At 73.9% G+C, this 12340-nt stretch carries 6 protein-coding genes and 1 pseudogene; all 7 read left to right on the top strand.

Annotated elements, in window-relative coordinates; all coding sequences use genetic code 11:
• Positions 1 to 163 precede the first annotated feature (163 nt).
• A complete protein-coding gene (locus tag ACFP3U_RS16505) occupies positions 164 to 6205 on the top strand; it encodes an acyltransferase domain-containing protein (protein WP_380226277.1) in 6042 nt (2013 codons plus the stop codon).
• Positions 6202 to 8058: a non-ribosomal peptide synthetase gene (locus tag ACFP3U_RS16500; protein WP_380226276.1), complete on the top strand. Its 1857-nt coding sequence runs from the start codon at positions 6202 to 6204 to the stop codon at positions 8056 to 8058. The genes ACFP3U_RS16505 and ACFP3U_RS16500 overlap by 4 nt, the downstream gene beginning before the upstream one ends.
• A 97-nt stretch (positions 8059 to 8155) precedes the next feature.
• Positions 8156 to 9940 (top strand): beta-ketoacyl synthase N-terminal-like domain-containing protein, encoded by a 1785-nt coding sequence (locus ACFP3U_RS16495; protein WP_380226275.1) that lies wholly within the window; start codon positions 8156 to 8158, stop codon positions 9938 to 9940.
• A complete protein-coding gene (locus ACFP3U_RS16490) occupies positions 9937 to 11247 on the top strand; it encodes a cytochrome P450 (protein ID WP_380226274.1) in 1311 nt (436 codons plus the stop codon). Before ACFP3U_RS16495 ends, ACFP3U_RS16490 begins: the two co-directional genes overlap by 4 nt.
• Positions 11244 to 11441: an MbtH family NRPS accessory protein gene (locus ACFP3U_RS16485; protein WP_380226273.1), complete on the top strand. Its 198-nt coding sequence runs from the start codon at positions 11244 to 11246 to the stop codon at positions 11439 to 11441. The genes ACFP3U_RS16490 and ACFP3U_RS16485 overlap by 4 nt, the downstream gene beginning before the upstream one ends.
• A gap of 49 nt (positions 11442 to 11490) precedes the next feature.
• Entirely contained in the window at positions 11491 to 12192 is a 702-nt protein-coding gene (locus ACFP3U_RS16480) for a formyltransferase family protein (RefSeq protein WP_380226272.1), read from the top strand.
• A 67-nt stretch (positions 12193 to 12259) separates the two neighbouring features.
• Positions 12260 to 12337, top strand: a pseudogene (locus ACFP3U_RS16475) (hypothetical protein); the annotation flags it as partial.
• Between the last annotated feature and the right edge of the window lie 3 nt (positions 12338 to 12340).

The following is a 12340-nucleotide window of genomic DNA, read 5'->3' as shown; positions in this document are numbered from 1 at the left end:
CCCAACCGGGCACTGACCCTCCGGGCCCCAACCCCGCACCTCGCTGCACCTCCCCACCCCGCACCTCCCCGCACCCCACCGGTCCCCGGGCCCCGCCGACCCCCTGCCTCCGGTCGCCGAGGAAGCCCCACCCCCTTCCCACCGCCCTGCCGAGGGAGTCGCCATGCCTCAAGAGCGCGCAGCGCGAGACATCTCCACCATCACCGAGTTCCTGCTGTCCCGTTTCGCCGAGCTGCTGAACGTCCCCGCGGGCAGCGTGGACCGCCGGGCGCCGATGCACCAGTACGGACTGGAATCGGTGCAGTCGGTGACCCTCGCCGCCTCGCTGTCCGAGTTCCTCGGCTGGCGGGTCCCGGCCACCTGGATGTGGCAGTACCCGACCGTCGACGGGCTGGCCCGGGCGCTGGTCGACGGTCCGCGGGCCGCGGAGCCCCCGCCCGCCCAGGGCGCCGAGCGGCGCGCGCCCTCCAACGAGCCGGTCGCGATCGTGGGCATCGGCTGCCGGTTCCCCGGCGGTCCCGACCCGGCCGCGTTCTGGCGGCTGCTGGTCGAGGGCGGCGACGCCGTCGGACCGGTGCCGGCCGCCCGCCGGGCGCTGCTCAACGACCGGGTGCGCTGGGGCGGATTCATCGACGGCATCGACCAGTTCGACCCGCTGTTCTTCGGCATCTCGCCCCGCGAGGCCGTCCAGATGGACCCTCAGCAGCGCCTGGTCCTGGAGCTGTGCTGGGAGGCGCTGGAGGACGCCGGCATCGCCCCGCACGGCCTGGTCGGCAGCGACACCGGCGTGTTCATGGCCTCCTGTTGGGGCGACTACGCCGCGCTGGCGCACTACCGCGGGCCCGACGTCCAGATCACCCCGCACACCGCGACCGGCATGCACGACGGCATCATCGCCAACCGCGTCTCCTACATCCTCGGCCTGCAGGGCCCGAGCATGGCCATCGACGCGGCCTGCGCCGGTTCGCTGGTCTCGGTGCACGTCGGCTGCCAGTCGATCTGGCTGGGCGAGAGCGACCTGGTGCTGGCCGGCGGAGTGAACCTGAGCTTCGTCTCCGACTACTACACCGCCATGGACGCGATGGGCGCCCTCGCCCCGGACGGCCGCTGCAAGTCCTTCGACGCCCGCGCCAACGGCTACGTCCGCGGCGAGGGCGCCGGCGTCGTCGTGCTCGCCCCGCTGAGCGTGGCGCTGGAGCGCGACCTGCCGGTGTACTGCCTGATCAAGGGCAGCTCCTCCAACAACGACGGGCTGAGCAACGGCATGACCGCGCCGAACCCGCAGGCACAGGAGAAGATGCTCCGCACCGCGTACCGGCGGGCGGGCATCGCGCCGCACCTGGTCGACTACATCGAGGCCCACGGTTCGGCGACGCCGCTCGGCGACCCGATCGAGGCCAACGCCATCGGCGCCGTGCTCGGCGGCGGCGACCGCACGGAGCCGCTGCGGCTCGGTTCGGTCAAGTCCAACGTCGGGCACCTGGAGGCGGCGGCCGGCATCGTCGGCCTGGTCAAGCTCGCGATGTCGATGCGCAACGGCGTGCTGCCGCCGAGCCTGCACTACAGCGCGCCGAACCCGCAGATCATGTTCGACGAGTACAACCTCACCGTCCAGGACCGGCTGACGCCGTGGCCGCGGCGCTCGGACGCCCGCCGGGGCGGCGTCAGCTCGTTCGGGTTCGGCGGCGCGATCTGTCACGTCGCCGTGGAGGAGCTGCCCCGCCCGGAGAGCTCACTGCTGCTGCTGGCCGCGGACTCCCGGGAGGCGCTGGCCGAGCGGGCCCGGGAGCTGCGGGACGGCACCGAGCTGCGCGCGCTCTGCGCCCGGACGCCCGGCGACGGCGCGTTCCGGCTCGCGGCCACCGCACGCGACATGGCCGAACTCCGGGGCCGGCTCGACGCCTTCGCCACCGGTGCGAGCGCCGCCGGGCTGAGCGTCGGCGAGACGACCGGCCGCCGGCCCCGGGTGGCCTTCCTGTTCTCCGGCAACGGCTCGCAGTGGGTGGGCATGGGCCGGCAACTGCTGGCCGGCCTGCCCGTGTTCCGCCGGTCCATGATGCGGTCCGACCGGCGGATGCGGGAGCTGCTGGGCTTCTCCCTGGTCGACCAGCTGCTCTCCCCCGACGGCCGGCTCGACGACATGGACGTCTTCCAGCCGCTGCTGTTCTCGATCCAGGTCGCGCTGGCCGAGGCCTGGCGCTCGCTGGGCGTGGAGCCGGACGTCGTACTGGGCCAGAGCGTCGGCGAGTTCGCCGCCTCCCACATCGCCGGCGCGCTCGACTTCGAGGACGCCTCCCGGCTGGCCGCCCACCACGGCCGGCTCCTCCAGCAGCTGGCCGTGGGCCGCGGCGAGGGCCTCGTGGTGATGACCGCCGCGGACGAAGTCCGGCCGTACCTGACCGGCGGGCTCACCGTCTCCGGCTTCAACGGTCTGAACTCCACCCTGGTGACCGGCACTCCGCCGGAGGTCGACGACCTGGTCCGGCGGCTGACCGAGGCGGAGGTCACCAACCACCGGGTGCGGATGGGCCACGCCCCGCACTCCGCGCTGGTCGACCACGTGCTCGCCCCGCTGAAGGCCGAACTCGAAGGCCTTCGGCCGCGGACCGCCCGCATCCCGATGATCTCCACGGTCACCGGCGAGCGCATCAACGGCGCGGAGCTCGGGCCGGAGTACTGGGCGGCCAACCTGCGCCGGGAGATCCGGGTGGTCGACGCCCTGACCACCCTGCGCGACGAGCACGAGGTCGACGCGGTGATCGAGCTCAGCCCGCACCCCGTCCTGCTCAAGTCGGTGTCGGAGATCCTGCCGGCGGCCACCACCCTGCCCTCGCTCCGGCGCGGCGCCGACGAGGCCTCGACCCTGCTCGGCTCGCTCGGCGCCCTGTACGCCGCCGGGCTGCCGGTGGCGGCCCACCCGTTCCTCGCGGGCGACCGCGGGCGCCACCTCGCGCCGAGCCACAGTATTGAGGCCGAGGCCGACGGGCAGCTGCACCTCGTCCCCGTCTCGGCCCGGACGGCCGGCGCGCTGGCCGACACCTGCCGCGAGCTGTCCAACCACGTCGAACGGAACGCGGACCTGCGGGTCTCCGACCTCGCGTACACGCTCTCCGCCCGGCGCAGCCACCACAACCACCGGATCGCGCTGTTCGCCCGCACCCGGCAGGACGTCCTGGACGGACTCGCCCGGGTCGCCGCCGGCCAGGCCGCCGGTCCCTCGCACCCCGAGGTGGTGACGGGCACCGTCTCCGGCACCGCCGACCGGCGGGTGGCGCTGGTGTTCTCCGGCGGCGGCACCCAGTGGGTCGGCATGGGCCGTGAACTCCTGCGCTCGCACGCCGGGTTCCGCTCCTGGATGCGGGCCTGCGACGCCGCCGTGCGCGCGGCCGGCGGCTGTTCGGTGCTCGACCAGCTCGCCGCCCCGGCCGAGCGGGCCAGGTACGAGGAGATGGACTTCCAGCAGCCGGTGCTGTTCGCCCTGCAGGTCTCGCTGGCGAAGGTCTGGCTCGGCCTCGGCATCCGGCCGGCCGCCGTGGTCGGCCACAGCCTGGGCGAGGTCGCGGCCGCCTGCGTCGCCGGCGCGCTGTCGCTGGAGGACGCCGCCCGGGTGGTGGTCGCCCGCTCGCACCTGCTGGAGCGCCGGGCCGCCCCGGGCGCCATGATCTCGGTCGACCTCCCGGAGGAGGAGCTGCTGCCGCGGCTCGCCCCGTACGCCGCGCACGCGGCGATCGCGGTGGTCAACAGCCCCACCAGCGCGGCGGTCTCCGGCTCGCCCGAGGCGGTCGACGCCCTGGAGGCCGAGCTCCGGCGGGACGGCGTGTCGGTGCGCCGGATCCGGGTCGAACGGCCGGTGCACAGCCCCGGGATGGACCCGCTGATCCGGCCGCTGCGCGAGGCCGTCGAGGGCATCACCCCGCTGACGCCCGAGTTCGACTTCCACTCCACGGCGCTGGCCGGCGCGGTGAACCCGGTCGCCGACGTCGACTACTGGGTGCACAACCTGCGCAACCAGGTCCGGTTCGCCGAGACCGTCGGCGCGCTGGTCGACCAGGGGGTCGGCACCTTCGTCGAGATCGGCCCGCACGAGACGCTGCGCGGCGCGGTCGAGGAGATCGCGCTGACCCGGGGCGCCCGGGTGCACGCCGTCAACTCGCTGCGGCGGGAGGAGAGCGACGTCCGCTGTCTGCTGGGCGCCGTCGCCTCGCTGTACGTCCGGGGCGTCCCGCTGACCTTCGATCCGCTGTTCGCCGACGACGTCGAGCTGGTGGAGACGCCGCTCGTCCAGTGGCAGAAGGACCGGTACTGGATCGACACCGAACCCCACCGCGCCCCCGCCTCCCTCCCGGCCGCCACCGGCGCCATGGTCGAGACGGCGGCCGTCGCCGTGGCCGAGGCCCGGCCGGTGGAGACCCCGGCGGCGCAGGCGCCCCGGCCGGTGGCGGAGCTCGTCCTCGCCGAGCTCGCCGACGCGCTGGGCCTGCCGGTGAGCCGGTTCGACGCGGACGCCGGGCTGCGGGACTTCGGCCTCGACTCGATGCTGGCGATCCGGCTGGTCAACCGGATGCAGTCGCTGTTCGGGCACCGGGTGTCGCCGGTGGTGTTCCTGGACGGCCGGTCCATCGCCGCGGTGGTGGACCACTTCACCGGGATCGTCGACGGCCCGCCCGCCCCGGCAACCGTACCCGCACCCGCTCCCGTGGCGGCGGCCCCGGCCACCGCCGACCGGACGTTCCTCGACGGCCTGTCCGAGCTGGACGCCGAGGAGCTGGTGGAGGAGCTGGACGCGCGCGGACTGCTGGAGGCCACCGACGCACCGGCCCTGGAGCAGCTGCGCGCCGACGGTCTCGGCCTCGCCCTCGCGCCCGCCTCGCACGGCCAGGCCTCGCTCTGGTTCATGCAGATGGTCGCCCCGGACGCCGTGCCCTACAACTTCATGGTGACCGCCCGGATCCGCGCGGCGGTCGACGAGGAGGCGCTGGAGCGCGCCGTCCGGGCCGTGCTGGACCGGCACCCCGCCCTGCGCACCCTCTTCGTGGAGGCGGGCGGCCACCCCTACCAGGTCGTCCTGGACGAGCCCGTGTACGAGTTCGTCGTGGCGGACACCTCCGGCCTGGACGACGAGCAGGCCCGCGAGGCACTCGCCCGCCACGGGCACCGGCCGCTCGACATGGACAACGGGCCGCTGGTGCGGATCGTCCTGCTGCGGCGCGGTCCGGCCGAGCACTACCTGCTGGTGCTCGTCCACCACATCGCCTCGGACGCGGCCTCGGCCGACGTCATGATCCGCGAGATCCAGGAGTTCTACGAGGGCGCCGACCCGGCCGGCCGCGCGCCGGCCGCCCCGTACACGGAGTTCGTGGCCTGGGAGCGGGAGTGGCTGGCCGGGCCGGCGGCCGAGGCGGCCCTGGACTGGTGGTCGGAGAAGCTGGCCGACCCGCCGGCCCACCTCGACCTGTCCAGCAAGGAGCGGCCGCCGGGCGTCACCTACGAGGGCCGCGACCTCGCGTTCCGCTGGAGCGCCGAGGAGACGCGCCTGCTGCGGGAGTTCGCGGTGCGTGAGGGCGTGTCGGTCAGCACCGTCGTGCTGGCCGGGTTCTTCGCCACGCTCAACCGGGCGGTCGGGACGGAGGATTCGGTGCTGGCCACCGCGATCGCCCAACGGTCCGAGCCCGGTTGGGAGTCGGCCGTCGGCTACTACCTCAACACGGTGCTGGTCCGGGCCAATCCGGCCGGCGACCGCAGCTTCCGCGAGCTGCTGCGCGAGGTCCACGCCTTCTCGCTCGGCCTGCTGGAGCACATGAACTACCCCCTCGACCTGCTGGCGTCCCAGCTGAAGCCGCCGCGCGTCGAGGGCCGCTCCCCCTGGTTCGACGTGGTGGTCAACTGGCTGTCCTCGGACGCGTTCCCCCGCTCGGTGAAGCTCTTCCACGGCGTCGGCGACACGCTCGCACCGGACGGCGCGCTCCCGCTCGAACCGCTTCAGGTGCGCCGGCACCTCGCCAAGTTCGACCTTGAGATCTCCATGGCCGACATCGACGGCGAGGTGGCCGGCCACGTCCAGTTCAAACCGAGCTACCTGGAAAGGCAGACCGTGACGGCACTGCTCGCGCTGTACCGCACCGTGCTCTTCGACTCGATCGCCCGCCCCGAGCTGGCCCTCGGCGCGATCGCACCGGCCGGCCTCCCCGAGGGGACGGGCCGGTGACCGAGACCCTGCACTCCGAGTTCCTCGCGCAGGCGGTCAAGAACCCCGAGGCGACCGCCGTCCTCTCCGCGTCCGGCGCCGTGACCTACGGCGAACTGAACGCGCGCTCCCAGGAGTTGGCCGAGCGGCTGGTCGCCGACGGCGCCGGCCCCGGCGTCCCGGTCGGCATCTGCGTCGAGCGCACCCCCGATCTGCTCGTCGCGATCCTCGCGGCCCTGCGCGCCGGCTCCTGCTACCTGCCGCTGGACCCGAACTACCCCGCCGACCGACTGGCCTTCATGGTCCGCGACAGCGGGACCCGCCTGCTGCTCACCACGCCCGCGTCCCGGGCCAGTTGCCCGCCCGGACCGACCGTGGTCGTCCTCGGGGAGGCCGTGCCGACCGGGTCCGGCGCGGGACCGGTGGCCGTGACGACGGAGCCCGGCGCGAGGCCGGTGGCCGTGGTGCCCGAGGACACCGCCTACGTCATCTACACCTCGGGCTCCACCGGCACGCCCAAGGGCGTCGCCGTCCGGCACGCCGGCTGCGTGGCGATGCTCGCCGAGATGGACCGCGTCCTGGAGGGCTGCGACCTGAGCGGCGTCGCGGCGGCCAGCTCGGTCTGCTTCGACATGTCCGTGATGGAGATCTTCAACGCGCTCTGTCGCGGCGGCGCCGTCGTCCTGGTCGAGAGCGCCGTCCACCTGCCGGAGAGCCCCCACGCCGACCGGATCACCCATCTGAACGTCGTCCCGTCGGTCATGAACGGCCTGCTCGACGCCGGGGCGGTGCCACCGAACGTGCGCTCCATCGTGTTCGGCGGCGAGGCGCTGCGCCGCAAGCTGGTCGACCGGGCCTACCGGGAGACCGGCGCCGTCCGGGTCTTCAACGCCTACGGTCCCACCGAGGGCACCGTGTTCTGCTCCTTCGGCCCGGTCCCCGAGGACGGGACGGACGAGCCGACGATCGGCCCGCCGACCGCCACCGACCGGGTCTACGTGCTCGGCCCGAACCTGGAGCGGCTCCCGGCCGGGGAGGCCGGCGAGCTCTACCTCGGCGGCGTCGGCCTCGCGCACGGCTACGTCAACCGGCCGCGCACCACGGCGGAGCGCTTCGTGCCGGACCCGTTCCGGGACGGCGAGCGGATGTACCGCACCGGCGACCTCGTGGCGTTCACCGAGGGCGGCGAACTCCGGTTCCTCGGCCGCACCGACCACCAGGTCAAGCTGCGCGGCTACCGGATCGAGCTGGAGGAGGTGGAGGCCCGGCTGACCGGCTGCCCCGAGGTCCGGGAGGCCGCCGCCGCCGTCCTGGGCAACCGGCTGGTCGGCTACGTCGTGCCCGCGGGCGGCGGCGCGGCGCCGGACGGCCCCCGGCTGGACGCCGCGCTGCAGAGCGCCGTCACCGGCCGGCTCGCCGCCGAACTGCCCGACTACCTGGTGCCCGCGACGCTGGTGGTGCTGCCCGCCCTGCCGCTGGGGCCGGGCGGGAAGCTCGACCGCAACGCGCTGCCCGAGCCGCCGGCCGCCGACACCTCCGGGCCCCTGACGGCCGCGAGCACGCCGACCGAGCTCGCCCTGGCGGAGATCTGGGGCGAGCTGCTCGACCTCGAACCGTCGGGCATCGACGTCCAGGCCGCCTTCTACGACCTGGGCGGCGACTCGCTGCTGCTGGTCCGCCTCGCCCGGCTGATGACCCGGCGGTTCGAGCGCCGCGTCCGGGTGCCCGACCTGTTCAGCTTCCGCGACATCGCCTCGCTCGCCCGCTGGCTCGACGACGAGAGCGGCGCCACCCCCGAGGTGGTCAGGTCGGCCCGCGAGCGCGCCGACGCCCGCCGGGGCCCGCTGCGCGGCCGCGGCGGCGCCGGCCGCTGAGCGCCGAGCGCTGAGCACCGGCCGCTGAGCGCCGAGCACCGGCCGCTGAGCGCTGAGCGCTGTGCACCCCCACCCGACACGAAGCAGGAGCCTTCCCATGAGCGACAGCCCCGAGCAGGACTACGACCCGGGCGACGTGGCCGTCATCGGCATGTCCCTGCGGGCGCCCGGCGCCCGTACCAAGGAGCAGTTCTGGGACAACCTGGTGCACGGCCGGGAGTCCATCTCCTTCCTGGCCAAGGACGACATCCACGTCGACGAGACCCTGATCCACAGCCCGTCCTACGTGCGGGCCTGCGGAGTGCTCGACACGTACGACCAGTTCGACCCGTCGGTGTTCGGCATCAGCGACCGGATGGCGGCCGCGATGACCCCGGAGAACCGGCTGTACCTGGAGAGCGCCTGGGAGTCGCTGGAGGACGGCGGCTACGACCCGGACCGGCTGACCGCCGAGATCGGCATGTACGGCGCCAACAACCCGCAGACCGCCGCGCTCTACAGCTCCCCGCCGGACCGGGTGTCGGTCGGCCCGGAGGCGATCGAGGCCAGCCTGGCGTGGTCACCGGACACCATGACCTCCAACGCGCTGTACTACATGGGCCTCACCGGCGAGGCCGTCACGGTCGCCGCCGTCTGCGCCGGCTTCCACTACGCGGTGCACCTGGCCTGCCAGTCGCTGCTGCTCGGCCAGACCGACATGGCGATCGCGGGCGGCTCGATGGTCCGCCTGCCGCACCCGCGCGGTCACCTGTGGGAGGAGAACCGCGTCCTGTCGAAGGACGGCCACTGCCGCCCGTTCGACGCCAACGGCACCGGCACCGCGCTGTCCAGCGGTGTCGTCACCGTGCTGCTGAAGCCGCTGGGCCGGGCCGTCGCCGACCGCGACCACATCTACGCCGTGGTCAAGGGCTCGGCCGTCAACAACAACGGCGTCAGCGCGATGGCGTACGGCCTGGCCCAGCCCGAGCGGCTGAGCGCCTGCATCGCCAACGCCATGCAGGTCGGCGGCGTCACCCCGGACACCGTCTCCATGTACGAGGCCAACGGCCTCGGCATGCCGATGACCGACGAACTGGAGGTGCACGCGGCGAGCATCGCGTTCGGCAAGCAGACCGCGACCACCTCGATCGGCGGGGTCAAGGGCAACGTCGGCCATGGCGGCGTGGTGTCGGGCGGCTTCGGCGCGCTGAAGGCCGCGCTGGCGCTGTACCACCGGACGCTGCCGGCGACGATCAACCTGACCGAGGTCAACCCGGACCTCGACTTCCCCAGCACCCCCTTCGTGCCGCAGATCGAGACGGCCGACTGGGAGCCGGAGGCCGGGATCCGCCGCGCGGGCATCACCTCGATCGGCGGTGGCGGCTACAACGCCCACCTGCTGCTGGAGGAGGCGCCGGCGGCGGCCGGGCGCGCCCCCGAGGAGGAGGGCCGGCCGCGGCTGGCCACCCTGTCCGCCCTCGACGACGAGGCGCTGGCGCAGCAGCGCGCGCGGCTCAGGGCGTGGCTGGAGGCCGACCCGGGCCTGCGGTTGGACGACGTCTGCTTCAGCCTCAACCTCGGCCGCAAGGTGATGGCCCGCCGCTGGGCGGTCGTGGTCCGCAGCCGGGCGGAGCTGCTCGCGGCGCTGTCCGACGACACCGCGCGCGGCCCGGCCGTCACCACCGCCGCCGCCCCGCGGACGGACGCCGACTCCTTCGCGCGCAACGACCACGGGATCCTGCCCTCGGGTACGGACGCGCCGGCGCTGGCCGAGCTGGCCGCCGCGTGGGTGTCCGGCCGGCAGGTGGACTTCGACGCCCTGCACCGGGGCGAGGCCAGCCACCGCGTGCCGCTGCCCACCTACCCGTTCCGGCCTCGCCGCTTCTGGCGTACGGACTGGTGACCATGAACGCACCGGCACTGGACGGCGTGTACGGCCCGGACGGCCCGTTCGGCGTGGGCACTCTGGACCTCGGCGACCCGGCGACCTTCGCGGAGCACGACCTCGACGCGTACTGGCGCGCGCTGCGGGACTCCGCGCCGCTGCACTGGAACCCGCCGACCGCGGGCCGGCGGGGGTTCTGGGTGCTCTCCCGCCACGAGGACATCATCGACACCTACCGGGACAACGTGAACTTCACGTCCGAGCGCGGCAATGTGCTCGTGACGCTGCTGGAGGGCGGCGACGCCGCGGCCGGCCGGATGCTGGCCGTCACCGACGGCCACCGGCACCACGAGCTGCGCAAGATCCTCCAGCGGGTGCTCTCGCCGCGGGTGCTCGACGAGGTGGCGCGGACGGTCCGGGTCAACACCCGGCGGTGGATCCGCGAGGCCGTCGAGTCGGGCGGCTGCGAGTTCGCGGAGGAGATCGCCAGCCGGATCCCGATGACCACCATCTCCAGCCTGCTCGGCGTGCCCGAGGAGGACCGCGAGTACCTGCTCAGCCTCACCAAGGCCGCGCTGTCGGCCGACGAGGAGTCCGACGACGGGGTCGATTCCGAGGTCGACGCGGTCGACTCCGAGGTCGACTCCGAGATGGCCCGCAACGAGATCCTGATGTACTTCATGGACGTCGTCGAGGAGCGCCGGGAGGCCCCGGGCGAGGACGTGATCAGCATGCTGATCGCCAGCTCCATCGACGGCGTGCCGCTGACCGACGAGGACGTCGTGCTCAACTGCTACAGCCTCATCATCGGGGGCGACGAGACCAGTCGGCTGACGATGATCGACTGCCTGCACACCCTCGCCGCCCGGCCCGGCGAGTGGCAGCGGTTCAAGCGGGGCGAGGTCGCGGTCGGGACCGCCGTGGACGAGGTGCTGCGCTGGGCGTCGCCCACCATGCACTTCGGGCGCAGCGTCGCCCGGGAGACCGAGCTGCACGGCGTCCGGCTGCGGCCGGGCGAGATCGTGACGCTCTGGCACGCCTCCGGCAACCGGGACGAGCGGGTCTTCGCCCGGCCCGGGGAGTTCGACCTCGGCCGCACCCCGAACAAGCACATGGCCTTCGGCTACGGCCCGCACTTCTGCGTCGGCTCGTACCTGGCCAAGGTGGAGATCGCCGAACTCCTCACGGCGCTGCGGGACTTCACCACCGGGTTCGAGCAGACCGGGCCGGCCCGGCGGATCCGGTCCAACTTCCTGACCGGCTTCGCGACGATGCCGGTGCGGTTCCACCCCGATCACTCCGGACTGAAAGAGGTCGAGCGATGAGCGGCAACCCCTTCGACGGCGGCGAGGGCGACTGGCTGGTGGTGGCCAACGCGGACGGGCAGTACGCGCTGTGGCGGCCCCACCTGGACCTGCCGAAGGGCTGGCGGACCGTCCACTCCTCGCCGGACCGCGAGGGTGCGCTCGACCACGTCGAGCGGCACTTCACCGCGGCGGTGGGAACTCCGACGGCCTGACGCCGACCAACACCCGACCAGCACCCGACCAGTCAGCGCAGGAGTGCGGATGAACATCTACATGTCAGGGCAGGGGGCGTTCGCGGTCCAGGTCGCGGAGGCCCTGCTGGACGAGGGGCACAAGGTCGTCGGCGCGGCCGCCCCCCGGCTTCGCAAGGGGAAGTCCGACGAGAGCGACGCGATGTCCTGGGACCGGTTGCGCTCCTGGGCGTTCCACCGGGACGTCCCGTGGACGGACTCGGAGGTGCTGCGGGCGATGCACGTCCCGGACGGCGTGGACATCATCCTCGCCGCGCACTCGCACGCCTTCCTGGGGCGGCGGACCAGGGCCAGGGCGGCCGTCGCCACCATCGGCTACCACCCGAGCCTGCTGCCGCTGCACCGCGGCCGGGACGCGATCCGGTGGACGATCCGGGACGGCGACCGGGTGACCGGCGGGAGCGTCTACCACCTCACCGAGCGCACCGACGGCGGTCCGCTCGCCGCCCAGGAGCACCTGCTGGTGCCGCCGGGCTCGACCCCGCAGAGCCTGTGGCGCGACCACCTGGCCCCGCTCGGGGTGCGGCTGCTTCTGAAGGTGGTCGCCGACCTCGCCGCGAACCGGCGGATCGAGGTCCCCCAGGACGAGAAGCTGGCGACCTGGGAGCCGGCGATGGACGCTCCGCCGCTGTTCAAGCCCGAGCTGATCGCGCTGCCCGGCACCGACACGGTGCGGATCGAGAGCAGCAGGTGGGCGCTGCACGACGGGTGAGGCGTCCCCCGCCGTCCGCCGCCGTCCGCCGGCGGCCCCGCGCACGCGGTGTGCGCGGGGCCGCCCCGTGGCGTGGCACCGGCGCACCGTCAGTGCCGCGCACCGTCTGAGCCTGCAGGTCCACGTCTGGACTGTGGACGACACCACA

Origin of the sequence: Kitasatospora misakiensis (assembly GCF_042656005.1) — a bacterium.
In the GTDB taxonomy this organism is placed as follows: domain Bacteria; phylum Actinomycetota; class Actinomycetes; order Streptomycetales; family Streptomycetaceae; genus Kitasatospora; species Kitasatospora misakiensis.
Note: the sequence above shows the minus strand (reverse complement) of the source record. Positions and strands in the feature narration are given on the sequence as shown.

Coding starts and splice junctions, on each gene's coding strand:
- ACFP3U_RS16505 (WP_380226277.1), top strand. CDS start 164: ATGCCTCAAGAGCGCGCAGCGCGAGACATCTCCACCATCACCGAGTTC.
- ACFP3U_RS16495 (WP_380226275.1), top strand. CDS start 8,156: ATGAGCGACAGCCCCGAGCAGGACTACGACCCGGGCGACGTGGCCGTC.
- ACFP3U_RS16485 (WP_380226273.1), top strand. CDS start 11,244: ATGAGCGGCAACCCCTTCGACGGCGGCGAGGGCGACTGGCTGGTGGTG.
- ACFP3U_RS16480 (WP_380226272.1), top strand. CDS start 11,491: ATGAACATCTACATGTCAGGGCAGGGGGCGTTCGCGGTCCAGGTCGCG.